Source organism: Burkholderia sp. AU30198 (assembly GCF_020419825.1).
Taxonomy (GTDB): Bacteria; Pseudomonadota; Gammaproteobacteria; order Burkholderiales; family Burkholderiaceae; genus Burkholderia.
On sequence record NZ_JAIZSA010000015.1, the window covers coordinates 1 to 22,893 of the forward strand.

A 22,893-nucleotide genomic window follows, 5' to 3' on the forward strand; every position below is an offset into this window, starting at 1 on the left:
GGCCGGCACCGGCGCCGGGTGCGCGACGGCCGCACGCGGCTTCGGCGGGGTCGGCGCCTGCTTCAGCGGCTTCGGCGGCACCACCGGGGGTGGCGGATGCGCGGCCTGCGGCAACGGTTCGGGCGGCCGCGTCAGCTCGACCGTCATCGGCAGCGGCCGCGGCGGCTGCACGGGCGGTGCGGCGGGCGCGCGCGCGGCCAGCAACGCGACGCCCGCATGCAGCGCCGCGACCGCCAGCGCAATCGCACCCGTGACGCGCCACCCGCGCGGCTTCGCCTTCGGCGCATCCGGCCGCGCCGAAGGCGAAGCGGACGGCGGACGCGCCACCGCCGCCGCCCTGCCCGCCGCGCCGCTTGCACCCGCACGCGGCGCAGCGCGCGCCGCATGCCGGCGCGCGGGCGGCACACCGTAATCGATCGTCATACCTGTCATGCTCTACTCCTTGCAATGACGCGCCGCGGCGCGCTACGCGACCCACGCATGGCGTTGCCGGTCGATGCGCGTGAACGGCGCCGGGTCGATCCAGGCGCGCGCATCGAAATCCTGTTCGAGAAAGCCCCACTCGACGAGGAAGTCCTTGAACGCGACCAGCCCGTCGATCGACGTCTGCGCGAGCCCCGTCTCCAGATGGCGGTGCACGTCCGCGCCGTACGCATAGCGCACCCACTCGTCGGACGCGCGCGTTTCGCGGCCGATATAGGCGACCGTCTCGGCCGGGTGGCGCGCGGCCCAGTCGCCCGCCCCCACCACCACCGACAGGAAGCGGCTCACGAGATCGGGGCGCGCGTCGATCAGTGCGCGGTCGACGGTCAGCGTGCGCGGCGTGCCGTTGCCGATCCGCACGAGCGGATCGGGGTGCGCGCCGAGATCGATGACGACCTGCGCGTCGATCAGGTGCACGGTTTCGAGCCCTTCGACACCTTTCACGAACACCGCATCGACCTCGCCGCGCACGAGCGCCGCGATCTCGATCCCGTACTCGTGCGGGCCACGCGCAAACGATGCGGGCCCGGTGCGGCGTTCGCGTTCGTCGGGCAGGTCGACCCATTCGGCGTCGCCGTGCCCGAGCCCTTCCAGTTCGAGCGCACTCAGGAAGCCTTTCAGCGCGGCTGCGCGCCAGAAGTCGATGCTGATCGGATGGCGCGGCAACCCGAGCCGCCGGCCGCGCAGATCGCGCACCGAGCGGATGCCGCGATCGGGCAGTGTGACGATCGCCTGGAATTCGTTGGTCCACGACAGGCCGATCACGCGTGTGTCAGCGCCGCGTGCCCGCGCCCACAGCGCGGGAATGTTGCCGCCCTGCCGGAACGAGTGCGGCAGGCTGTGATCGAAGTGCGATTCGCGCTTGCCGGCGTCGGCCGTCTCCTGCAGCGAATTCAGCGTGATACCTTCCGGCCCGAACTCCTCGTCGAACCAGCCGCGATGCACGGCGATGCCGAGCGCGGTCGGCACCGGGCAGCGCGTGTACCAGAGTGCGTCGCAGGCCGTGGCCTGCGCAGCGAGTGTCGTCATGGTGAATGTCCTTGTCGATGTCGTTGGATGGCGCGGCAATGCCGTCGCGCTCATGCGCCGGCCACGCGCAGCGCCGCCTGCGTGCCGCGCGCGTTCAGCGCGCCGTCGACGAGCGGCAGCACCTCCTCGCCCACGCGGTACGCCTCTTCGAGATGCGGGTTGCTCGCGAGAATGAACGTCGAGACGCCGATGTCGACGTATTCCGCGAGCCGCTCGGCCACCTGCTCGTGGCTGCCGACGATCACGCAGCCGGGGCCGCCGCGAATCTGCGACATCCCGGCCCACAGGTTCGGGCCGACGATCAGGTCGTCGAAGTGCTGCGTGTGGCCCTGGTGCAGCGCGAACTGGCGTTTCGCGCCGACCGATTCCGACGATTCGCCGCGCCCGCCGAAGCCGTTGCGCGTCGCGTCGCCCACCGTCGCGAACATCTGCCGCAACTCGGCCCACGCCTGCGCCTCGGTCTCGCGCGCAAGGATGTCGATGCGCATGCCGAAGCGCAGGTCGCGCTCGGCGTTCTGGCGATCGAGCGCGCGGCGCGCGGCATCGATCACTTCCTTCTGTTTCGCGAGCGGCTCGCCCCAGCTCAGGTGCACGTCGCCATGCTTCGCGGCAACCGCGAGCGCGGCGTCGCTCGCACCGGCCAGGTAGATGCGCGGCGGCTTCTGTCCGCTCAACGGCGGCAGCAGGCCACCTGCTTCGACGCGGTAAAAGCGGCCGTCGAATGTGAACGGCTCGCCGGCCGCGACGCCCTTCACGACATCGAGGAATTCGTCGGTGCGCGCATAGCGGCTGTCGTGATCGATGAAGTCGCCGTACGCGCGCTGGTCGGGGCCGCCGCCGCCCGTGACGACATTCCACTCGACGCGGCCGCGGCTGATCCGCTGCAGGCTCGCGGCCATCTGCGCCGCGTAGACCGGATGCACGAAATGCGGCTGCAGCGCGATCAGGAGCCGCAGCCGGCGCGTCTCGCGCGCCAGCGCGGCAGCCACGACCCACGGTTCCTCGGTGAAGCGGAAGATCGGAATCAGCGCGCCGTGGAAGCCGGCGATGTCGGCCGCACGCGCGACCTGCGACAGATAGTCGATGTAGCCGAAATCGTCATCGTCGACTTTCGGCGCGACGCGCGATGCGCGCTGGCGGTTCCATTCGCCGCGCGTATGCAGGTCGTGTGCGCGCCGGCCGTCGCCATGCATCGGCAGGCGCCACAGAAATTCAACAGCCATCGGAGTTCTCCTGGTCGGGCCATTCGGATTGCGTGCGGCATCGGCGTGCCGCGCGTGTGCTGCGCTGTAAAGCACGCGGTGTGCCAGCGCACTCGCCACTGCGCGGGCGTGGCCGCCGGCGAACGCGCGCGGCGCCTTGCATACCGGGCGTCAGCAACAGTCGGATCGCACCCGCTGGCGGTTGCCGGCGACGTCTCGACAGGCCCGTCCCGTGCTGCTGCACCGGCCGCACTGCTGCTGCTCGCGCAACAGCGACCGACGCGACTGTTGCTGACGCAACAGGCGATGAATCGGCACGTGCGTCGCGCCTCCCGCGCGATGCCCGCGCCGCGTGCAACCGCGCCGTTTCCGCTCACTGGCCCGGAACTTGCAACGTTGACTGGCCCGCGCGTGCGACACCGACACCGTGCGCGACCGGGCTTCAACCATGCTTACGCAGAGAGGGAATCTCACCCATGACAGACAGGCCCGATTCGTCATCGGACAAGCAGCAGACGTTCTGGTACGCCCGATCGCCCGTGCCGACCCCGCTCGGCATCGCCGTGCATCTCGGCTGGCTCAACGGCGAGACGTCGGCCGACGGCGTCGCGATCCGCTCGCCGCGCGGCGCCACGCGGCACGACGTGTCGTCGATCAGCGATCACACGCTCGCGCAGTCGTTCCGCCAGGGCGGCAGCATCCCCGCGATGTGGGCGCGCTCGAACGGCGCGAATACGCGCGTGATCGGGCTGTCGTGGGTCGACGAATCGCAGTTGATCCTCGCGCGGCCCGAGTCGGGCATCCGCTCCGTGAAGGCATTGCGCGGGCGGCGCATCGCGATCCCGAGCCGCCCCGACGACCGCATCGACATCTTTCGCGCGTCGGCGCTGCGCGGCTTCAGCAACGCGCTGAGCCTCGACGGGCTGACCACGCGCGACGTCGAATGCGTCGACGTGCGCGCACGCACGCTGCAGGCCGTCGGGCCGGCGCGCGCGGCGGACCTGTTCGCGTCGCCGCACGGCTTCTCGAGCCGCGCGCTGTACGCGGCCGAAGCCGGCGCGCTGCTGCGCGGCGAGGTCGACGCGATCTACGTGAAGGGCTCGACCGGCCTCGAGATCGCGCAGCTGATCGGCGCGCACGTCGTGATCGACATCGGCTTTCATCCGGAGCGCTCGATCCGCAACAACAACGGCACGCCGCGCCCGCTGACCGTCAACGCCGACGTGCTCGCGAACCATCCGGACATCGTCGCCGGCTTCCTGAAGCTCGTGGTCGCCGCCGGCGACTGGGCCGGCACGCATCCCGACGAGACCGCCCACTACGTGGCCGGCGAAACCGCGTCGTCGATCGACTGGGTCCGTGCCGCGTACGGCAACCAGCTGCACCGGCATCTCGGCGTCAACCTCGACGACGAATCGGTCGCCGCGCTCGACGACTTCAAGACGTTCCTGCACGACCAGGGTTTTCTGGAAGCCGACTTCGACGTCGCCGACTGGATCGACCCGCGCCCGCTCGCCGACGTGCTGCTGCCGTCGTTGCAGAAACGCGCGTGAGCCCCTTTTCCGCCTACTGTTCCGGACCATCATGAAACCCACGCTCTCCCTCGTCTCGCTGCGTCGCTCGCTGCGCGCGCTGTTCGCCGCGCTGCCGTTCGCCACGGCATCGCTCGCCACATCGGCCGCGCATGCGGACGACGCGCCCAAGGTCGTGCGGATCGCCGTCGTCGCCTATTCGAGCGGCGGCAAGACGCAATACGCGGGCGCGTCCGCGCTGATCGACGCCGACAAGTCGCTCGAGAAGGCGCTCGCCGCGCGGCATGTGAAGCTGCAATGGGTGCCCGTGTCGACCGCGGCGGTCGGCACGCTCGTGAACGAAGCGTTCACGAACGGCAGCATCGATTTCGCGGGCTACGGTGACCTGCCGTCAGTCGTCGTCAACGCGTCGGGCACCCACACGCGCCTGATCGTGCCGGGCGGTGTCGGCAGCAACACGTATCTCGTCGTGCCGGCCGGCTCGACCGCGAAGTCGATCGTCGATCTGAAAGGCAAGCGCATCGCGCTCAATCGCGGCCGGCCGTGGGAAGTCACGTTCAGCAAGCTGCTCGCCGAGAACGGGCTGAAGCTGTCCGACTTCAAGATCTACAACCTCGACCCGCAAGCCGGTGCGGCAGCCGTCGCGGCGGGCCGCGTCGACGGCTTCTTCACGCTGTCCGACGCGTATTCGCTCGTCGACAAGAACGTCGGAAAGATCATCTGGTCGACCAAGACCGCGCCCGACGACTGGAAGATGCGCGCGGAACTGTGGGCGTCCGACGATTTCGTGCGGCGCTACCCCGACATCACGCAGCTCGTCGCGACGGCCTACGTGCGTGCCGCGCACTGGATCTCGCAGCCGCAGAACCGCGACGCGTACGTGAAGATCCTGAGCGCGTCCGGCCAGCCGGAAAGCGTCGTGCGCCGCGAATACGCGGATGAGGCGACACCGTGGAAGGAGCAATGGACACCGCTCTTCACGCCCGCGCTGACCGGCCACTACCGCGACGTCATCGCGTACAGCCGCCAGGCCGGCCTGACGTCCACGCCGGTCGACGTGAACGCGCTGCTCGCGCCGACGTTCGTGTCGACCGCGCTCAAGCAGCTCGGGCTCGACGGCTACTGGCGTGCCGACGCGGCGCGCGTCGCGAGCCGTTGATGCCGATGCATGCCCTCGCGTCGAACGGCACGCGCGCGCTCCGTCTGCCCGGCATTGCACGGCTCGGCGGGCTCGCGCTGTGGTGGGCCACGCCCGTCACGTTCGTCGCGCTGTGGTGGCTCGCGAGCGCGCAGCGCTGGTTCCCGCCGCAGCTCGTCGTGCCGCCCGAACGGCTCTCGGCAACGCTGCGCACGCTGCTCGACACCGGCGAACTGCGCGACAACCTGCTGATCACGCTGCATCGCCTCGCGCTCGGCTTCGCGATCGGCGCGACCGGCGGCGCCGCGTTCGGCATCCTGCTTGCGCGCAACCGGCTGTTCGCCGACTACCTGCGGCCGACGTTCGACCTGCTGCGGCAGGTGCCGACGCTCACGCTGATTCCGCTGCTGATCCTGCTGATCGGCGTCGACGAGCCGCTGAAGCTCGTCGTCGTCGGCAAGGCCGTGTTCTTTCCGGTCGCGCTGGCCGCGTACACGGGCGTGCACGACGCGCCGCGCGACCTCGTCGAGATGGCGCGGCACTACGGGCTCGGCCGCTTCGCGCTGCTGCGCGACGTGCTGCTGCCGGCCGCGTTGCCGCCGCTGCTGACCGGCGTGCGGATCGCACTCGCGCGCGCGTGGCTCGCGCTCGTCGCGGTCGAGCTGCTCAGCGCCGACAGCGGGATCGGCCAGATGATGGAACTGGCGCGGCAGATGCTGCGGCTCGACGTCGTGCTCATCGACGTCGCGGTGATCGGGCTGATCGGCTTCGCGATCGACCGGTCGATCGCACTCGTGCAACGCTACGCATTGCGCTGGCAGACGCCCGCGCGCTGAACGGACAGGTTTCTGAATGACCCTCGCCAAGCCCCCCTTCTCGATCGCCGCGCTGCGCCGTCGTGCGCGCGGCCTCGTCGTGCCGGCCCTGCTGGTCGCCGCGTGGCAATACGCGTCGTCCGGCGATGCGGCCCATCAATACGCGTTCGTGCCGTTGCAGCAGGTTGGCGCCGCACTCGTCGAACTCGCACGCAGCGGCGAACTCGCGACCGATCTCGGCGCGAGCCTGCGCCGCACGACAGTCGGCCTGGTAGCCGGTGTCGCGTTCGGGCTCGTGTTCGGCGCTGCGATGGCGCGCTCGACGCTTGCGCGCAAGCTCGGCGAACCGGCGTTCCAGGCGCTGCGCTACGTGCCGCTGCTCGGACTGATTCCGCTGTTGAGTTTATGGGCCGGCACCGGCGAATTCGCAAAGGTCTTCATCATCGCGCTCGCCGCGTTCTACCCGATGACCACCGCCAGCTTCGACGGGCTGCGCCGCGTCGATCCGCGCTACGTCGAACTCGCGCAGTCGTATCGCCTGACGCGCATCGGCCTGTGGCGCGACGTGCTGATCCCGGGCGCGTTGCCCGACCTGTTCGCGGGCGTGTTGCAGGCCGTGCCGTTCGCGTGGATCACCGCGACCAGCAGCGAGCTGCTGTTCAATGCGGGCGCGGGGGTCGGCAGCCTGATGCAGAACGCGCAGGCGGGCGCACGCGCCGACGTGTTGCTGGTCTGCGTGCTGGGCGTGACGGCGCTCGCCGTCGGCATGAGTGCGCTATGCGAGCGGATCGCGCAGCGCGCGCTGCGCCGGCGCGATCACGCCTGACGGCGCAGCCGCGCGTCGGCGTCGCCCGCGTCGCGCGGCTTCAGGATGCCAAGCTGCGCGAGCCGCGCGCGCACGATGTTGCGCGACTGGTCGAGCAGGCGCGACATGCGCAGCTGGTTATGGTCGCTGTAGTCGAACACGCTGCGGTAGACGGTGTCCTCGATGTGCTGCCAGAGCGCCGGCGTGCCGAGATCCAGCAGCTCGATCACCGCGTGGCGCAGCGCATCGGTCGCTTCGGCCACATCGCGCGCACGGCGCGGCGGTGCCGCCGCCGTGGTGCGCGGATCGCCGGCATCGGACGCGAGCGACAGCGCGGAGAACTGCAGGTCGCCCACGTCGATCGCGCCGCCGGCGCAGATCAGCATCGCGTGGTGGATCACGTTCTCGAGTTCGCGAATGTTGCCGGGCCACGCGTGCGCATGCAGCCGGCCGCGCGCGGCGTCCGTCAGCGTCGGCGCGGCCACCCGCAGCCGCTTCGCATAGGTGTCGATGAAGTGCTCGATCAGCGGCGTAATGTCGCCGGGCCGCTCGCGCAACGGCAGCAGGCTCAGCTTCACGACGTTGAGCCGGTAGTAAAGATCCTCGCGGAAATTGCCTGCGCGCACCGCGGCTTCGAGATTCACGTTGGTTGCCGCGACGAGCCGCACGTCGATCTTCACGGTCTTGCGCGAGCCGACCGGCGTCACTTCGCGCTCCTGCAACACGCGCAGCAGCTTCACCTGCGCGGACAGCGGCAGGTCGCCCACCTCGTCGAGAAACAGCGTGCCGCGATTCGCGGATTCGAACCAGCCGGGCTGGCTGTTGATCGCGCCGGTAAACGCGCCGCGCTCGTGGCCGAACAGCTCGCTTTCGATCAGCGTCTCGGAGAATGCGCCGCAGTTGACCGCGACGAACGGGCCGTCGTGGCGCTCGCTCAGCGAATGCACGAGGCGCGCGATCAGCTCCTTGCCGGTGCCGCTCTCGCCGGTGACGAGTACGGTCGCGTCGCTTGGCGCGACGAGCTGGATGCGTTCGAGCAGCACCCGCGATTTGGGATCGTCGAAGGTCAGCGCCTTCGCACGAATCGTGATCGCATGCGAAGTCGGGTCCGGCAAGCTGAAGATGGCCATGGCACGACCGGCGTGTTGAACGGGAAAGGTTTGACGATAGCAAGGCGCGCGCCGGCCACGAACCAATTCATCGAGCTATCGGTATGACGGCGGCCGGATTGCGCCGGCCGCCGCGCGGCATCACGCGAGGCCGGTCATCTTCCATTGCTGCTCGAGCGCGCCCGGGCCGAATTCGAGCGAGCCGCCGAGCGGTTCCGCGAGCGCCTGGAAATACGCGGCTTCCTCGAGGATCAGGATGTACTTCGACACATCGAGGATCGATTTGCCCCAGAAGGTCGCGCCGCCGTTCGCCTCGATGATCGCCGGTACCTCGGGATCGCGGCGGATCGTATCGACGATGAAGCGCGGCTCGCCGGGACGGCGATCGACATACACCGGAATCTCGCGGGCACGCGTGTAGCGCGCGGCCGGCGCATAGCGGATCGGCAGCGGACGATGCGCACTCGCCCACGCGCCGAGGTACGGCCCGTGCACGTGGATCACGACGCCGACTTCCGGTACTTCACGGAACACGTCCGCATAGCGCGGCCCGTTGCCGCCCGCGCGCGCGTCGCCATGCAGCACGTCGCCGTCGAACGTCACGACGACGGGCTGGATCTCCTGCGACGCGGCCCACGGGCTCGGCGCCGACAGCGCGACGACGAGTTCCGTGCCCGGCACGCGCTGGAACGCCTGGAACGTATTGGTCGCGGACAGCGTGCGCGTGTCCTTCAGCACGCGCTCGGCCTGCGTGAATTCGCGCGTGGCGCGCTCGACGAATGCCACGAGCTCGCCGCTGTCGATGGTTGAGGTGACGGACATGAGGACGGTTTCCTTGATCGGGTAGATGGTTGGGCTCGCATCGCAACGCCGTAACACCGCGACGCACGGCCACCGGATCAGCAGCAATCGTGCCAGCCACGCAGGCACGCGTCGAAAGCCCACGCCACGGTGTGCGTGCGCGTTGCGCAACGCGCGCCGCACGCTCCACACGTGCGCTTCTGTTGCGGGAGCAACAGCACGCCGGCCCGGATTGCTGCGCGAAACGCAGCCGGTGCATGCGCGGACGGGCCGCCGCGCAACGCGAGGCCGGTCACACCGTGCGCCGCCTCTGCAACGCGTGCACTGGTTCGAAACTTGCGTCGTGGTCGGCCCGCGCCGCGCACTGTCCGGCGCGTCCGATCCGACTTCACCGACACCCATCCGACCATGACGCTTCTCCCCCTGCGCGGCTACACCGCGCGCACGCTGCTGGCTTCGGCGCTCGCCGTTGCGTCTCTCCTCTCGCACGCGGCTTCACCCGGCCACGTTCCTGCGCCCGACCCGCTGCAGGGCGACGGCCGCGTGTCCGCGTTCTACACGTGGGACCGCGACATTCCGGCGACGCCTGGCGCGCTGCTGCGCACCGAGCCGCTTCCGGCGACGCTCGGGCTCGCGAGCGCCGGGCGCCAGTTGCGCATCCTGTATGCGTCGACCGACGGTGTCGGCGGCCGCACGCCGATCGCCGTGTCGGGTGCGCTGTTCGTGCCGCGCGGCACGCCGCCGGCGGGCGGCTGGCCGATCGTCGCGTGGGCGCACGGCACGTTCGGGATGGCCGACATCTGCGCGCCTTCGTGGTTCGGCCGCTCGTATCGCGACGTGCGCTACCTGAACGCATGGCTTCAACAAGGGTTCGCGGTCGTCGCGACCGACTATCAGGGGCTCGGCACGCCCGGCCCGAATCCGCAGCTCAACAACCGCTCGAACAGCTACACGTTGCTCGACAGCGTGCGCGCGGTGCTCGGCGGCGTACCGGGCCTCGCGAACGAAGTCGTGCTCGTCGGTCAGTCGCAAGGCGGCTCGGCCGTGTTCGCGGCGGCCGGCTACGCGCCCGTCTATGCGCCCGAACTCGCGATCCGCGCGACCGTTGCCACCGGCACGATCTACAACGCATCGCCGGCCACGCTCGCGTCGCTGCCGAAGTTCGAGAGCGCCTACCGGCGCGATCCCGAGCGCGTCGATCCGACGCTCGCGTATCAGTTCTACTCGGTGCTCTCCGCGCAGCAGATCGACCCGTCGCTGCGCGCGGACGAGGTGCTGACCGAGCAGGCGTTGCCGATCCTCGAACAGGCGCGTATCAGTTGCCTCGCGTCGCTCGAGGACGACACGGCGCTCGCGCACCTCACGCACGCAAACACCGTGAAGCCCGGCGGCGATGCGCGGCTGAAGACATGGTGGGATGAGTACCTCAAATACCCGACGCTGAAGATCGCCACGCCCGTCTTCATCGGTGCGGGCGCGGACGACGGGCTCGCGCCGCTCGAACTCGCGCTCGCGAAGGACGCATGCGCGGCCGGCACGACCGTCGAGGCGCACCTGTATGCGGGCCGTGAGCACAACGGCACCGTGAACGCGTCGCTCGCCGATTCGATTCCGTTCGTGAAGCGCGTGCTCGCCGGCGAGACAATCCACCCGATCTGCACGCCCACCGCGCAGCAGGCCGTGTCGCAATAGCCGGCACTGCGCGCTTTGCACGACGGCGCGAATGCATTTCCGAATCCGTTATTGGATCGCGCCGCCGCGCATTTTTATACTCGTCAGCACTCTCTGCAAAAGAGTGCCAGCCAATTTCGACAGACCAGCACAGGACGAACCAATGAGCCTACGCCCCTTGCACGACCGCGTGATCGTGAAGCGACTCGACCAGGAAACCACCACCGCGTCGGGCATCGTAATCCCCGACAGCGCCGCGGAAAAGCCCGACCAGGGTGAAGTGATCGCCGTCGGCCCCGGCCGCAAGGATGCGGACGGCCAGCGCATCGTGCCCGACCTGCAGGTCGGCGAGCGCGTGCTGTTCGGCAAGTACGCGGGCCAGGCCGTCAAGGTGGACGGCAACGAGTTTCTCGTACTGCGCGAGGAAGACATCGTCGCGGTCGTCAATCAATAACGGAGCGCAATCATGGCAGCGAAGGAAATCATTTTCAGCGACGTCGCACGGTCGAAGCTGACCGAAGGCGTGAACATTCTTGCGAACGCGGTGAAGGTCACGCTCGGGCCGAAGGGCCGCAACGTCGTGCTCGAACGCAGCTTCGGCGCACCCATCGTCACGAAGGACGGCGTGTCGGTCGCGAAAGAAATCGAACTCGCGGACAAGCTGCAGAACATCGGCGCACAGCTCGTGAAGGAAGTCGCGTCGCGCACCAGCGATGCGGCCGGCGACGGCACCACGACGGCCACCGTGCTCGCGCAGGCGATCGTCCGTGAAGGCCAGAAATACGTCGCGGCCGGGCTCAATCCGCTCGACCTGAAGCGCGGCATCGACAAGGCCGTCGCCGCGGCCGTCGACGAGCTGAAGAAGATCAGCCGACCGACCACCACGAGCAAGGAAATCGCGCAGGTCGCGACGATCTCCGCGAACGGCGAGGAATCGATCGGCCAGCGCATCGCGGAAGCGATCGACCGCGTGGGCAAGGAAGGCGTGATCACCGTCGAGGACGGCAAGTCGCTCGCGGATGAACTCGATGTCGTCGAGGGGCTGCAGTTCGATCGCGGCTACCTGTCGCCGTACTTCATCAACAATCCCGAGAAGCAGATCGCCGAGATCGAAAGCCCGTACATCCTGCTGCACGACAAGAAGATCTCGAACATCCGCGACCTGCTGCCGGTGCTCGAACAGGTCGCGAAGTCGGGCCGGCCGCTGCTGATCATCGCGGAAGATGTCGAAGGAGAAGCGCTCGCGACGCTGGTCGTGAACAACATCCGCGGGATCCTGAAGACGGTGGCCGTGAAGGCGCCGGGCTTCGGCGACCGCCGCAAGGCACTCCTCGAGGACATCGCGATCCTCACCGGCGGGCAGGTGATCGCCGAGGAAACGGGCCTGACGCTCGAAAAGGCAACGCTCGCCGAACTCGGCCAGGCGAAGCGCATCGAGGTCGGCAAGGAAAACACGACCGTGATCGACGGCGCGGGCGATGCGAAGAACATCGAAGCGCGCGTGAAGCAGATTCGCGTGCAGATCGAAGAAGCCACGTCGGACTACGACCGTGAAAAGCTGCAGGAACGCGTCGCGAAGCTCGCGGGCGGTGTGGCGGTGATCAAGGTCGGCGGCGCGACCGAGATCGAGGTGAAGGAGAAGAAGGATCGCGTCGACGACGCGCTGCACGCCACGCGCGCGGCCGTCGAGGAAGGCATCGTGCCGGGCGGCGGCGTCGCGCTGATCCGCGTGCGGCAGGCGATCCGCGAACTGCAGGGCGCGAATGCCGACCAGAACGCGGGCATCAAGATCGTGCTGCGCGCACTCGAGGAACCGCTGCGCCAGATCGTCACGAACGCGGGCGAGGAAGCGAGTGTGGTCGTCGCGAAGGTGGCCGAAGGCTCGGGCAACTTCGGGTACAACGCGCAGACCGGCGAATACGGCGACCTCGTCGAATCGGGCGTGCTCGATCCGACCAAGGTCACGCGCACGGCACTGCAGAACGCGGCGTCGGTCGCGGGGCTGCTGCTGACGACAGATGCGACCGTGTTCGAAGCGCCGAAGGATGCGGCGCCGGCGGCGGCACCTGGCGGCCCGGGTGCGGGCGGGCCCGGGTTCGATTTCTGACGGTGTGGCGCGTGTGCCGGTTCGCCGGCACGCGCGCGACCTTGCAGACTCCCACTGCGCGTGGCGATGAAAGTCGTCACGCGCTTTTTTGCGTTCGATTGGCGAAAAAGAGCGGCGTGCCGGCCCGCCAGCGCGCTCGGGTAAGATGAACGCCCGTCCCGTCGCGCTGCCTTCCACGCCATGTCGACCACCGTCAACACCTTGCTGCCGCTTGCCGGCGTCCTCTTGCTGAGCGTCGCCAGCCCCGGCCCGAACTTCGTGATCGTCACGTCGACCGCGGTCGCGTCGCGCCGCGCCGGCGTGATGACGGGCCTGGGCCTGGCCGCCGCGTCCGGCACCTGGGCGGCGATCGCGATCGCCGGGCTGAGCCTGCTCGTCACGCATGTCGCATGGGTGCACACGGCGCTGCGGCTGGCGGGCGCCGCGTACCTGATCTGGCTCGGCCTGAAAATGATCGTGACCGCGCGCAAGCCGTTGCCCGTTGCCGCGCCGGCCGCCGCGTCCGACTGGCACGCCGCGAGGAAGGGCTATGTCGTCAGCATGACGAATCCGAAATCGGTCGCGTTCTACGGGAGCATCTTCGCGCTGATGGTGCCGGCCCATGCGCCGGCCTGGCTCGATCTCGCGGTCGTCGCGCTGTCGGTGGCAATCTCGGCCGCGTGGTACTGCACGATGGCGCTGCTCGCGTCGCACCCGTCGGTGCGCGCGCTGCTGGTTCGTCGCAAGGCCGTGCTCGATACGACGGCCGGCCTGCTGCTGATGGGGGTCGGCGGGCGGATGCTCGCCGGACGCTGATCCGCTGCGTTTCCGCACACGCAGGCACTCACGTTTCGAACCGCCACCACGCCCCACCATGCCGACCATACAAACCATTCTCGACGACTACGAACGCCTCGGCTGGACCGACAACGATCCGATGTCGCAGATGCTGGCGCTGCGGCACGACGACCCGGCGGCACTCGCCGACCTCGTGATCGCATCGTTCGATCGCGTGTTCCCGCACGCGACGTTCCTCGACGCCGCGCTCGATCTGATGGACGACACGGCTTTCGCGAAGGTCGCCACCGAAGCGTGGCAAGACATCCGCAACGGCGCTTGGAACGAACGGCTTGCGAGCGTGTTGTCGAGCGTGGCAACCCAGACACCGCAGATGTTTTCCGGTCACTGGGACATGCTCCTTGACGTTTCCACCACGAAGCAGTCGCCGAGCGTGTACCTCGAGGACAACGTGTGGCGGATGCTCGATCCGGCGACGGTCGAACGATGGCGCGGCCGGCTTGCCGACGTCCCTTCCGGCAGCAAGGCAGCGCATGCACGTGCCGTCGCGCTGCTCCATTCGCGACAGCCTGCCGCCGTTCGCGACGCGGCAGCGTGGTTGTTTCCGGACGATCCCGGGACGCGCGCCAACCGGCTCATGTCCGCCGGCTACGCTCAGGAACACGACACATTGCGCGCATTGCACGGCGAAACGCCGCTGCATATCGACTTCGGGCCGACGCTGGGCGCACCGATACTCCGCGCCCAGCCGAAATGGCAACGCGGGGTTCTCGCGCATCATGCAACCTGGCGCGCCGGCGATTCGCATCGACTGGACGCGCGCTTTGGCGGCGTATCGTCGCATCGATGCGGCCTGTGTCACGCGCCACTGCATCGGTTGCTGACACTGCCCCAACCCGCTGAAGCGGGCATCGACAGCTCAACGCCCGTGTCGTTCGACACCTGCCTGTCGTGTGTCGGCTGGGAGAGCGACGGCCCGATATTCCACCGCCACGACGACGCCGGCAACGCCTGTGCGCACCCGTCGCAGCAACGCGACGCCGCCATCCAGCCGGAATATACGGCGGCCCCGTTCGTGGAGGCCGACGTTGCACTCTTCGCCGCACCCGCACGCTGGACGCGGCAGGAATGGGGCCTGTCGAACAGCCGGCAGAACCTGAGTCGTGTCGGCGGCGCACCGTCGTGGGTACAGTCCGCGTGGTATCCCGACTGCCCGGATTGCGGCCGCATGATGTCATTCGTCATGCAGCTCGATTCCGGCCTTCCGCAAACGGACGGCAGCGAATGGCTGTGGGGCAGCGGCGGCGCAAACTACACGTTCTGGTGCGCGCCATGCCGCACCAGCGCGCATCTCTGGCAGTGCACGTAGTACACGGCGCGATCCCGCACGGACCACGCAACCTTTACGACCTTTTTACTTGCGCCCGCGCATGCGTTCACTAGAATGTGTTCGCAATCCATCCATCACCGAGTACGCACATGCGCATCCGAAGTCCTCGCCCTCCGAGTTGCTTTTCTGCCTGACAGGCAGGACGCCTGCGTCTCTCTGTTCCCGAGCCACCGTCCTGCCAGCAGGCGGACGGTGCGCGCCGTAGTCATCCCCGTGCACGCTTGAACACGACGTCGATGCGTTGATCGCGCATCGTGCGAGCAAGCGTATTCGGGCGGACAATCCCGTGCCACGACGCGCCATCGATCCGCCGCCCCGGCAACGATCGATTGGCCTGCCCGTATCCGACATGCCGATCCGGTCGAATTACTTTGCATACCTGATTTAACCAACGGAAGTTTCCGATACCGGAGCCCGGTCATGTTCGAGATCGACAAGCAGTACACCCGCGAATTCATCCATACCGCCTGTGGCGGCAGCAAGCAGGCCTTCCTGCCGACGAAAAACGGCAAGGTCGTGGCCGCCTGCCTGCGCACGGACCTCAACCCGCACGCGCCCGACGTGATCCTCTGCGACGGCAGCGCGTCCGCGCGAGCGGCCGGCAGGACGCTCGCCGTGCAACGCGATGCGATTCCGGTGTTCATCCGCATGGCAACCGACGCATACCGCTTCGTCGGCCAGTACGTCGTCAGCGAATCGCTCACCGCACCGCTCGACTGCGCGCCATACGTGCGCAACAGCAGCTTCACGCCCGGACAGATCTCGCGCGTGCTCAAGCTCGAGCGCTGCTGAAACACACGCGGGGCGCATCGCGCGCCCCGTCCCGGTCATCTTTCATACAGGAGCACTCATGCTTGGCCTGACGTTCTGGAAACACGTGATCGGTGCGCGGACCGATGCAATCCGCGATGACAGGGCGGCTGCACACGACCGGCACCGACGGGTGTCGAGAACGCTCGTGCTGACCAGCGCCGTGGTGGCGTTCGCGGCGATCGCGTTCGGCGCACCGGTGGTCGGCATTTCGGTCTTTCTGCTGACGACGCTGCCGTTCGTCCTGTCGGGTACCTGAAGCGGTGCGTATCGAACGCGTCGCGCACGCCGCGACGCAATCGATACACAATTTTAATGCCGGGCCCCCGCGTATCTGACACCGTCTTTACGCGGTTTTGTCTAGGATTTCCCTGTCATCCCGACACGGAGAGATCCGCATGCAAACGCAGCAGGCCGCCGCTGGCGGCCAACCCGACCTTCCCTACCGACGCGGCGGTGCACCGTTCGCGACCCGGCTGGCCGACGCCTGCCCAACGGACAACATCCTGCTCGACGTGCCGGTCGAAAGCGCGATCCAGTTGTTCGACCTCGTCGCGCGACATATCGAGCGCAGCAGTGGTGTCGCCGCGGAACGGATCAGGACCGAACTGATCAAGCGCGAACAGCTCGGCTCGACCGGCCTCGGCCAGGGCGTCGCGATTCCGCATGCGCGCGTCGACGGTTTCCGCTCGGCCGTCGCGCTGTTCGTCCGCGCGCAGTATCCGTTCACCTTCAACGCACCGGACAGCAAGCCCGTGCACGAATTCATCGTGCTGGTCCTGCCGAAACAAGACGATCGCGCACACCTCGAACTGCTCGCCGACGCGGCGCGGTGTTTCAGCGAACGCTCGTTCCGGCAGGCCTCGCGCGACGCGCAGACGCCCGACGAGATTCACCAGCTGATGCAACGCACGCATTGATGCCGCACCGTGCGGCGGCAGGCACTCCCTTCATCCATTCGGATTCCCATGTTCCCAGACCCTGAAAGTCCCACCCTTACGTCCCGTCGCGTGGCCGGACTCGCGCGCTCGCTACCGTTCATGCAGGCCCTGCACGGACAGACCGTCGTCATTGTCGAGGGCGGCACCGCGCGCGATGCGCGCGCCCGTCAGGCATTCGCGCAGGATGTCGCGCTGCTCTCACTCACCGGCGTTCGTCCGATCGTCGTCCAGGGTGTGCCGGGCACATCCGGTATGCAATCGGTCCACGCCGTTCACGCGGCGATGGCGGGCGTCAATCATGAACTGGTGCGCCTGATCGGCAGTCACGGCGCCAAGGCGATCGGTATCGACGGTCACGACGGCGGCCTGCTGGTGGCGCGCGCGGATTCCGACCGCAACGACACGAGCGCGGTCGCACGATTCGACGGCACCGCGCTGAACGCGTTTCTCGAGAACGGGCTGGTGCCCGTCGTGATGCCGGTCGCCCCGGACGCCGCCGGCCATGATCACCTGCTGCGCGCGGAACGGCTCGGCAGCCTCTTCGCGCAGCGCACGGGCGCCGTGACGCTGGTGATGATGGTTGAAAGCACGCTGTTGCGCGAACTCGACGAGCTCGCCGGGCTGTACGGCATCACGGAACTCGAGCAATGGCTCGCCGAGCATCCGGCCGCCACGGCGGCGCCCTGCGTGCGGGACGCGCTCGATGCGCTCGCGCACGGCGTGCAGAACGTCCATCTCGCCGATATCGGGCAACCCGAATCGCTGATCGACGAACTGCTGACGGAGGAAGGATCGGGTGTGGTGTTCTGCCGTCGCGGCAACACCGACCTGCTGTCGGAAACCCGCCGCTACTTCGCGGATTCGGCCAGCGTGCTGCGCGACGGCTTCAGCGTCGAGCAGAAACAGGTCGTGCGGTTCTGATTTTTGTAGCGATAGATCGTTTGCGGCGACCCGAACGGGCCGCCGCAAACGAACGACGTCAACGCCGCGTCGCAAGCCGCCGCACGACGCTCACCAGCGCATCGACTTCGTCGCACGTGTTGTAGAACGCGAGCGACGGCCGCACCGTTGCCTCGAGCCCGAACCGCCGCAGGATCGGCTGCGCGCAGTGATGCCCCGAGCGCACCGCGATGCCCTCTTCGTTCAGCGCCTGCCCGACTTCCTCGGTCTCATAGCCCTTCAGCACGAACGACAGCACGCTCGCCTTGTCGCGCGCGGTACCGACGAGCCGCACACCCGGCACTGGCGCGAGCACGCTCGTCGCATACGCGAGCAGGTCGTGCTCGTAGCGCGCGATGTTCTCGATGCCGACCCGGTTCACGTAGTCGAGCGCAGCACCCAGCCCCACCGCATCCGCGATGTTGCCGGTGCCGGCCTCGAACCGGTTCGGCGGCGGCTGGAACACCGTGCGCTCGAACGTCACGTCCGCGATCATGTTGCCGCCACCCTGCCACGGCGGCATGTCGTCGAGGATCGCGCGCTTGCCGTACACGACGCCGATCCCGGTCGGCCCGTAGATCTTGTGCCCGGAGAACACGAAGAAATCCGCATCGAGCGCCTGCACGTCCACGCGCATGTGCGAGATCGACTGCGCGCCGTCGACGAGCGCCTTCGCGCCGGCACGATGCGCAAGCTCGACGATTTCCTTCACCGGCACGACCGTGCCGAGCGCGTTCGACACCTGCGTGACGGACACGATCTTCGTGCGGTCGTTGAGCAGCTTCCGGTATTCGTCGAGCAGCACCTGCCCCGAATCGTCGACCGGAATCACGCGCAGCTTCGCGCCCTTGAGCGCAGCAAGCTGCTGCCACGGCACGATGTTCGCGTGATGCTCGAGATGCGACACGATGATCTCGTCGCCTTCACCGACGTTCTGCACGCCCCACGTCTTCGCGATCAGGTTGATCGCCTCGGTCGTGCCGCGCACGAACACGATTTCATCGGGCGACGATGCGCCGATGAAACGCCGCACGGTGTCCCGCGCATGCTCGTACGCGTCCGTCGCGCGGCCGGCCAGCGCATGCGCGGCGCGGTGGATGTTCGAGTTCTCGTGCGCATAGAAATACGCGAGCCGATCAATCACGGCCTGCGGCTTGTGGGTCGTCGCTGCGTTGTCGAACCACACGAGCTGCTTGCCGTTCACGCGCTCCTGCAGGATCGGGAAATCGCGGCGGATCGCGTTCACGTCGAACGGCGGGTGCGCGCCGCGATGCAACTGGCCTTGCGGCTCGGCTGCATGCGCATCGTCGATGAAGTACCGCGGCACGTCGGCGCCCGATGCACGCGACACCGGCACGTCGCGATGCACGGCGAGCAGCTCGCGCAGCGCGTCGTCACCCGGCAGCCCGAACGCTTCCGGCGACGCAAGACCGTTCGACGGCACCACGATGTCCTGCGGCGTCGCCTGCCAGCCCTGCAGCGAACCGTCTGTGAAGTAGTACGGCGATGCCTTCGCCGCGCCTTCCGGTGCCGGTGCATTCACCTGCGGCACGCCGAGCGCCGCGCCGCCGACGCGTGGTTCGAGCGCCGGTGCGATCGACACGGCGTTGTCGGGCAGCCCGTTCTGCGCGGCCGCATGCGGCGCGAGCGCGGGTGCGCGGTTGCCGAGCGACAGCACGTGGGTCGGTGCGGACGGCGCAAGGTTCGCACCGGGCACCTTCCCTTGCGGAAGCGCGAGACCCGGCACGCCGGTGCCTGTGCCGCCCGGCCCCGCGAGCGGCGAGCCGCCCGGTACCGGGTTGCTGACCGACGCGAGGATCGGCGCGGCAGCCGGCAATGCCGACGGCACACCGCCCACCGCGCCGCTGCCGGCCGACAGCCCGGGCGCGGTGGCCTGCCCGGGCGGCGTCGCGAAGAACTCGGACGCGAGCCGCGCAAGCGTCGCCGGGTCGGGCAAGCCGGCCGGCAGCGGCGCGTGCGGCAGCGCGAGCGCGTCGCCGCCGGCCAGGCCGGGATTAACGGTAGGTGTCGGGATAGTCATGGAACTTGGCGATTTCGACGTCATCGAGGACAGCCAGCGCATCCGGCGAATGGACCGCGAGCGAGCAATACAGCGAGATCAGGTACGACGCGATCGCCTGGTTGTTGATCCCCATGAAGCGCACCGACAGGCCCGGTCCCTGCTCGCCCGCGACACCCGGCTGATACAGGCCGACCACGCCCTGCCGCTTGTCGCCGACGCGCAGCAGCAGGATCTTGGTCTTGCCGTCCGCGACCGGCACCTTGTCCGACGGAATCAGCGGAATGCCGCGCCACGTGAGGAACTGCGAGCCGAACAGGCTGACCGTCGGCGGCGGCACGCCGCGCCGCGTGCATTCGCGGCCGAACGCGGCGATTGCGAGCGGGTGCGTGAGGAAAAACGCGGGTTCCTTCCACACCTTGGTCAGCAGCTCGTCGAGATCGTCCGGCGTCGGCGCGCCCGTCAGCGGGAAGATCCGCTGGTCGTCGGTCACGTTCGCGAGCAGCCCGTAGTCGGGGTTGTTGATCAGCTGGCTTTCCTGCAGCTCCTTGATCGTCTCGATCGTCAGGCGCAGCTGTTCCTTGATCTGGTCGTGAGGACTGCTGTAAAGATCGGAGATCCGCGTATGCACGTCGAGCACCGTGCTCACCGCGTTCAGGAAGTATTCGCGCGGTTGTTCCTCGTACGGCACGAAGGTCTGCGGCAGCACGCTTTCGTCCTCGAGCTGCGTGCACGCGGCACGCACGGCTTCCGGGTTCTTCACCTGGTTCAGCCGGTAGATGCCGGCCTCGACCGGCACCCATTGCAGCAGGTGGGTCAGCCAGCGCGGCGTGATCGTGGAAAGCTGGGGGACGGTCTTGGTAGCGTTCGCTAGTTGGCGGGCGGCGTGATCGCTCAGCGCGGCCGTGCCGCTTGCAACGGTCGACATGTGTGGCTCCGGGTTCTTAAGATGAAAAACGGGATTGCTTATGACGCTCGGTGATTATCGGAAGCACGCACCTGCCGGCTCAACATGCTATAGCCGTCATGTCGCGTGCAACCGAAAGGGAAACGAAACCGGGCGGCCTCAGGTGACGTACACGCCCGGCAGCAGCGTCGAGATCGACACGTCGAACGCGCGCGCGATCTTGTCGGCCGTGACGATCGATGCGATCGCCTCGCCGCGCTCGATCTCGCCGACATACGAGCGATTCAGCCCCGCATGCTCGGCCAGTTGCTCCTGCGACCACGTGCGCGCTTCGCGCAGCTTGCGCACGTTGGCGCCGAAGTGATGGATAAGGTTGCTCATCGCGCCTCCTAGGCGACACGCGCCGCCGCGCGCGGCGCGGCGTTCGCTTCGCTGCGCAGCACCGCCTGCGTGATGTTCGCGCCGGCCGGCACGTCCTGCGTAAGCCACACGTTGCCGCCGATCACCGCGCCGCGCCCGATCGTCACGCGGCCGAGGATCGTTGCGCCCGCATAGATCACGACGTCGTCCTCGACGATCGGATGGCGTGCGAGCCCCTTCTCCAGATGGCCGGCCGCATCGCGCGGAAAGCGCTTCGCGCCGAGCGTGACGGCCTGGTACACGCGTACGCGCTCACCGATGATCGCGGTTTCACCGATCACGACGCCGGTGCCGTGGTCGATGAAGAAGCCCGCGCCGATGCGCGCGCCCGGATGAATGTCGATGCCCGTCTCCGCGTGTGCCTGCTCGGCGATGATCCGCGCGAGCAGCGGCAGGCCGAGCCCGTACAGTTCGTGCGCGAGCCGGTGGTGGATCATCGCGAGGATGCCGGGGTAGCACAGCAGCACCTCGTCGACGCTGCCGGCCGCCGGATCGCCGTGGAATGCGGCCAGCACGTCGCTGTCGAGCAGCCGGCGAATCTCCGGAAGCCGCGCGGCAAAGGATTGCACGGCCGACGAAGCGACGACGTCGACGGTATCGACCGGCCCGTCGGTGTGACGCTGGCGCGCCGCATAGCGCAATTCGAGCGTCACCTGCGCTAGCAGCGCGTTCAGCGCCGCGTCGAGCGCATGGGCCACGTGGAAGTTCTCGCTCTCCTGGCGCAGGTCGGGCGGCCCGAGCCGCATCGGGAACAGCACGCCCTTCAGCGCGCCGATGATTTGCGCGAGCGCCTCGCGCGCCGGCAAGTCCCGCCCGCCCGGTTCAAGCGAGCGCCGCTGCTTCTCGCGCCATGCGCGGCGCACGGTCTGCAGCGATTGAACGATGTCGTCGATGTCGAATGCGGCCATGCTGCGTTCTCCCTGTAACGGCCGTGAATCAGTCCTGCGCCCACGGCAGGCCGCGAAAGCGCCAGCCATTGCTGCCGCCGCGATGCTGCCGCTCGTCGAGGTCGCCCTCGAACCCTTCGAGCACGTTGAATACCTGCGTGAAGCCCCCCTTCGTCGCGGCCTCGGCCGCCTGCGCCGAGCGGTTGCCGCTACGGCACAACAGCAACACGACGGCCGTCTTGCCCGTCTTCGCTTCCAGTTCGCGCACGAAGCGCGGGTTGCGTGTCAGGCTCGTGCCCGTTGCCCACGGCACGTGCAGCGACTCCGGTACGTGGCCGACGAATTTCCGTTCCTCGGCGGTGCGCACGTCCACCAGCACCGCATCGCCGGACGAGAACAGCGCCCACGCCGCTTCCGGCGCGACGCCGCCCGCATAGGGCGTGCCGGCCGCCGCAGCGGCCGTGCGCGCGTCTTCGAGCACCTGCTGCGCAGCGGTTCGTTCTTCCAATGCAACCGTCATGACACTTCCTTGTTTTCGTTGATTCGTATGACCAAAAACACCGGGAATGCGGCCGTTGCAGCTTGCGTGCTGTCTATAGCCGTCAGCGCCACTATGCGAGCGAGCAAGGGCAAGCAGAACCAATAAAAATTCATTTCCTAATCAGCGGCACGAGGAATGCAATAGCAGACGCGCGCTATCGGGGCGGGTTCGCTGGCGAGGAGGACAGGCGGAATGGTGACCGTTCGATGTCACGCATCGAAGGACTTTGAAAGGTGTTGCGGGAGGCGATCGACGCGGCGGGCGGCGCGTTGCAATGGAATTCGAAACGGAGTGCAAGCGCGAACGCGCATGCAGGGACGACTGATGACATCCGACTGGCTGGCGGAATGCATCGGCACGATGCCGGTCGGGCATCGCCGATGCATTCGCTTGTCCGTCAACCGGTCACTGCACCGGGTCGACTGGCGCGACCGGCACGCCACCCGCTTCGATATCGCGCCCCGCGAGCAGGCACAGATCCTCGCGATGATGCGCGGCAACCACCTGCACGCCAACCGGTACGCCGTTATGGCGCCGCGCTTCCCCGGCGAAAGCGCGGCGCCTCATTC

23 protein-coding genes and 1 pseudogene are annotated in these 22,893 nt (G+C 68.2%); 13 read left to right on the forward strand and 11 right to left on the reverse strand.

Annotation, left to right across the window (positions count from 1 at the left end; all coding sequences use genetic code 11):
• From LGN19_RS27850 to LGN19_RS27860, 3 genes and pseudogenes are all read right to left on the reverse strand, one after another.
• Positions 1-432 (reverse strand): annotated as a pseudogene (locus LGN19_RS27850) (energy transducer TonB); the annotation flags it as partial.
• Between the two features lie 33 nt (positions 433-465).
• Complete coding sequence (locus tag LGN19_RS27855) at positions 466-1,512, reverse strand: ABC transporter substrate-binding protein (protein WP_175219290.1); 1,047 nt, start codon at positions 1,510-1,512, stop codon at positions 466-468.
• 50 nt (positions 1,513-1,562) lie between these two features.
• On the reverse strand, positions 1,563-2,735 hold the full coding sequence (locus tag LGN19_RS27860; RefSeq protein WP_226218271.1) for an LLM class flavin-dependent oxidoreductase: 1,173 nt from the start codon (positions 2,733-2,735) through the stop codon (positions 1,563-1,565).
• Positions 2,736-3,190: 455 nt separating this feature from the next.
• Here LGN19_RS27860 and LGN19_RS27865 point away from each other — a divergent pair, with 455 nt between their 5' ends.
• The 4 genes from LGN19_RS27865 to LGN19_RS27880 are packed head-to-tail and all read left to right on the forward strand — an operon-like array spanning position 3,191 to position 7,025.
• On the forward strand, positions 3,191-4,267 hold the full coding sequence (locus LGN19_RS27865; protein WP_226218274.1) for an ABC transporter substrate-binding protein: 1,077 nt from the start codon (positions 3,191-3,193) through the stop codon (positions 4,265-4,267).
• Between the two features lie 31 nt (positions 4,268-4,298).
• Entirely contained in the window at positions 4,299-5,405 is a 1,107-nt protein-coding gene (locus LGN19_RS27870; protein WP_226218277.1) for a PhnD/SsuA/transferrin family substrate-binding protein, read from the forward strand.
• Positions 5,405-6,220 (forward strand): ABC transporter permease, encoded by an 816-nt coding sequence (locus tag LGN19_RS27875; protein ID WP_226218278.1) that lies wholly within the window; start codon positions 5,405-5,407, stop codon positions 6,218-6,220. The genes LGN19_RS27870 and LGN19_RS27875 overlap by 1 nt, the downstream gene beginning before the upstream one ends.
• Positions 6,221-6,236: 16 nt before the next feature.
• Entirely contained in the window at positions 6,237-7,025 is a 789-nt protein-coding gene (locus tag LGN19_RS27880) for an ABC transporter permease (RefSeq protein ID WP_226218280.1), read from the forward strand.
• Here the strand turns inward: LGN19_RS27880 and LGN19_RS27885 are convergent.
• Positions 7,016-8,134 (reverse strand): sigma-54 interaction domain-containing protein, encoded by a 1,119-nt coding sequence (locus tag LGN19_RS27885; protein WP_226218283.1) that lies wholly within the window; start codon positions 8,132-8,134, stop codon positions 7,016-7,018. The two genes, LGN19_RS27880 and LGN19_RS27885, sit on opposite strands and share 10 nt — an antisense overlap.
• Before the next feature lie 120 nt (positions 8,135-8,254).
• Complete coding sequence (locus LGN19_RS27890) at positions 8,255-8,935, reverse strand: class II aldolase/adducin family protein (RefSeq protein WP_174963376.1); 681 nt, start codon at positions 8,933-8,935, stop codon at positions 8,255-8,257.
• A gap of 387 nt (positions 8,936-9,322) precedes the next feature.
• Between LGN19_RS27890 and LGN19_RS27895 the strand changes: the two genes are divergently transcribed.
• The 9 genes from LGN19_RS27895 to LGN19_RS27935 all read left to right on the forward strand — a co-directional run bounded on the left by LGN19_RS27895 (position 9,323) and on the right by LGN19_RS27935 (position 17,531).
• Positions 9,323-10,606 (forward strand): alpha/beta fold hydrolase, encoded by a 1,284-nt coding sequence (locus LGN19_RS27895; RefSeq protein ID WP_226218285.1) that lies wholly within the window; start codon positions 9,323-9,325, stop codon positions 10,604-10,606.
• A gap of 142 nt (positions 10,607-10,748) precedes the next feature.
• Positions 10,749-11,039 (forward strand): co-chaperone GroES, encoded by a 291-nt coding sequence (locus LGN19_RS27900; protein ID WP_011356207.1) that lies wholly within the window; start codon positions 10,749-10,751, stop codon positions 11,037-11,039.
• Between the two features lie 12 nt (positions 11,040-11,051).
• Complete coding sequence (gene groL / locus LGN19_RS27905) at positions 11,052-12,692, forward strand: chaperonin GroEL (RefSeq protein ID WP_226218287.1); 1,641 nt, start codon at positions 11,052-11,054, stop codon at positions 12,690-12,692.
• Positions 12,693-12,872: 180 nt separating this feature from the next.
• The gene (locus tag LGN19_RS27910) at positions 12,873-13,487 is read left to right on the forward strand and encodes a LysE family translocator (RefSeq protein WP_122948844.1); all 615 of its coding nucleotides are present in this window, start codon (positions 12,873-12,875) and stop codon (positions 13,485-13,487) included.
• A gap of 58 nt (positions 13,488-13,545) precedes the next feature.
• Positions 13,546-14,838 carry a hypothetical protein gene (locus LGN19_RS27915; protein ID WP_226218289.1) on the forward strand — a complete coding sequence of 431 codons (1,293 nt, stop codon included), beginning with the start codon at positions 13,546-13,548 and terminating at the stop codon, positions 14,836-14,838.
• Between the two features lie 441 nt (positions 14,839-15,279).
• Positions 15,280-15,651: a DUF6697 family protein gene (locus LGN19_RS27920; RefSeq protein WP_226218291.1), complete on the forward strand. Its 372-nt coding sequence runs from the start codon at positions 15,280-15,282 to the stop codon at positions 15,649-15,651.
• Between the two features lie 58 nt (positions 15,652-15,709).
• Positions 15,710-15,928, forward strand: a complete 219-nt coding sequence (locus LGN19_RS27925) for a hypothetical protein (protein WP_226218294.1) — start codon at positions 15,710-15,712, stop codon at positions 15,926-15,928.
• A 139-nt stretch (positions 15,929-16,067) separates the two neighbouring features.
• The gene (locus LGN19_RS27930; protein ID WP_226218296.1) at positions 16,068-16,589 is read left to right on the forward strand and encodes a PTS sugar transporter subunit IIA; all 522 of its coding nucleotides are present in this window, start codon (positions 16,068-16,070) and stop codon (positions 16,587-16,589) included.
• A 48-nt stretch (positions 16,590-16,637) separates the two neighbouring features.
• A complete protein-coding gene (locus LGN19_RS27935) occupies positions 16,638-17,531 on the forward strand; it encodes an acetylglutamate kinase (RefSeq protein WP_319000666.1) in 894 nt (297 codons plus the stop codon).
• 58 nt (positions 17,532-17,589) lie between these two features.
• Here the strand turns inward: LGN19_RS27935 and LGN19_RS27940 are convergent, their stop codons facing one another.
• The 6 genes from LGN19_RS27940 to LGN19_RS27965 all read right to left on the reverse strand — a co-directional run bounded on the left by LGN19_RS27940 (position 17,590) and on the right by LGN19_RS27965 (position 22,891).
• Positions 17,590-19,590, reverse strand: coding sequence for a family 2A encapsulin nanocompartment cargo protein cysteine desulfurase (locus LGN19_RS27940; RefSeq protein WP_226218300.1), 2,001 nt, complete (start codon positions 19,588-19,590; stop codon positions 17,590-17,592).
• Positions 19,565-20,497: a family 2A encapsulin nanocompartment shell protein gene (locus tag LGN19_RS27945; protein WP_021156739.1), complete on the reverse strand. Its 933-nt coding sequence runs from the start codon at positions 20,495-20,497 to the stop codon at positions 19,565-19,567. Before LGN19_RS27945 ends, LGN19_RS27940 begins: the two co-directional genes overlap by 26 nt.
• 138 nt (positions 20,498-20,635) lie before the next feature.
• On the reverse strand, positions 20,636-20,857 hold the full coding sequence (locus tag LGN19_RS27950) for a helix-turn-helix domain-containing protein (protein WP_226218302.1): 222 nt from the start codon (positions 20,855-20,857) through the stop codon (positions 20,636-20,638).
• A gap of 8 nt (positions 20,858-20,865) precedes the next feature.
• Positions 20,866-21,804 (reverse strand): serine O-acetyltransferase EpsC, encoded by a 939-nt coding sequence (gene epsC / locus LGN19_RS27955; RefSeq protein ID WP_174962072.1) that lies wholly within the window; start codon positions 21,802-21,804, stop codon positions 20,866-20,868.
• Between the two features lie 28 nt (positions 21,805-21,832).
• On the reverse strand, positions 21,833-22,303 hold the full coding sequence (locus tag LGN19_RS27960; protein ID WP_226218304.1) for a rhodanese-like domain-containing protein: 471 nt from the start codon (positions 22,301-22,303) through the stop codon (positions 21,833-21,835).
• Between the two features lie 426 nt (positions 22,304-22,729).
• Positions 22,730-22,891, reverse strand: coding sequence for a hypothetical protein (locus LGN19_RS27965; RefSeq protein ID WP_226218543.1), 162 nt, complete (start codon positions 22,889-22,891; stop codon positions 22,730-22,732).
• Between the last annotated feature and the right edge of the window lie 2 nt (positions 22,892-22,893).

Bases quoted from the DNA above. Each gene is read 5' to 3' on its own strand.
- LGN19_RS27950 (WP_226218302.1), bottom strand. From the start codon at position 20,857: ATGAGCAACCTTATCCATCACTTCGGCGCCAACGTGCGCAAGCTGCGC.
- LGN19_RS27890 (WP_174963376.1), bottom strand. From the start codon at position 8,935: ATGTCCGTCACCTCAACCATCGACAGCGGCGAGCTCGTGGCATTCGTC.
- LGN19_RS27880 (WP_226218280.1), top strand. From the start codon at position 6,237: ATGACCCTCGCCAAGCCCCCCTTCTCGATCGCCGCGCTGCGCCGTCGT.
- LGN19_RS27925 (WP_226218294.1), top strand. From the start codon at position 15,710: ATGCTTGGCCTGACGTTCTGGAAACACGTGATCGGTGCGCGGACCGAT.
- LGN19_RS27945 (WP_021156739.1), bottom strand. From the start codon at position 20,497: ATGTCGACCGTTGCAAGCGGCACGGCCGCGCTGAGCGATCACGCCGCC.
- LGN19_RS27965 (WP_226218543.1), bottom strand. From the start codon at position 22,891: ATGAGGCGCCGCGCTTTCGCCGGGGAAGCGCGGCGCCATAACGGCGTA.
- LGN19_RS27895 (WP_226218285.1), top strand. From the start codon at position 9,323: ATGACGCTTCTCCCCCTGCGCGGCTACACCGCGCGCACGCTGCTGGCT.
- LGN19_RS27940 (WP_226218300.1), bottom strand. From the start codon at position 19,590: ATGACTATCCCGACACCTACCGTTAATCCCGGCCTGGCCGGCGGCGAC.
- LGN19_RS27875 (WP_226218278.1), top strand. From the start codon at position 5,405: ATGCCGATGCATGCCCTCGCGTCGAACGGCACGCGCGCGCTCCGTCTG.
- LGN19_RS27960 (WP_226218304.1), bottom strand. From the start codon at position 22,303: ATGACGGTTGCATTGGAAGAACGAACCGCTGCGCAGCAGGTGCTCGAA.
- LGN19_RS27930 (WP_226218296.1), top strand. From the start codon at position 16,068: ATGCAAACGCAGCAGGCCGCCGCTGGCGGCCAACCCGACCTTCCCTAC.
- LGN19_RS27915 (WP_226218289.1), top strand. From the start codon at position 13,546: ATGCCGACCATACAAACCATTCTCGACGACTACGAACGCCTCGGCTGG.
- LGN19_RS27900 (WP_011356207.1), top strand. From the start codon at position 10,749: ATGAGCCTACGCCCCTTGCACGACCGCGTGATCGTGAAGCGACTCGAC.
- LGN19_RS27910 (WP_122948844.1), top strand. From the start codon at position 12,873: ATGTCGACCACCGTCAACACCTTGCTGCCGCTTGCCGGCGTCCTCTTG.
- groL (WP_226218287.1), top strand. From the start codon at position 11,052: ATGGCAGCGAAGGAAATCATTTTCAGCGACGTCGCACGGTCGAAGCTG.
- LGN19_RS27935 (WP_319000666.1), top strand. From the start codon at position 16,638: ATGTTCCCAGACCCTGAAAGTCCCACCCTTACGTCCCGTCGCGTGGCC.
- epsC (WP_174962072.1), bottom strand. From the start codon at position 21,804: ATGGCCGCATTCGACATCGACGACATCGTTCAATCGCTGCAGACCGTG.
- LGN19_RS27870 (WP_226218277.1), top strand. From the start codon at position 4,299: ATGAAACCCACGCTCTCCCTCGTCTCGCTGCGTCGCTCGCTGCGCGCG.
- LGN19_RS27860 (WP_226218271.1), bottom strand. From the start codon at position 2,735: ATGGCTGTTGAATTTCTGTGGCGCCTGCCGATGCATGGCGACGGCCGG.
- LGN19_RS27855 (WP_175219290.1), bottom strand. From the start codon at position 1,512: ATGACGACACTCGCTGCGCAGGCCACGGCCTGCGACGCACTCTGGTAC.
- LGN19_RS27920 (WP_226218291.1), top strand. From the start codon at position 15,280: ATGTTCGAGATCGACAAGCAGTACACCCGCGAATTCATCCATACCGCC.
- LGN19_RS27865 (WP_226218274.1), top strand. From the start codon at position 3,191: ATGACAGACAGGCCCGATTCGTCATCGGACAAGCAGCAGACGTTCTGG.
- LGN19_RS27885 (WP_226218283.1), bottom strand. From the start codon at position 8,134: ATGGCCATCTTCAGCTTGCCGGACCCGACTTCGCATGCGATCACGATT.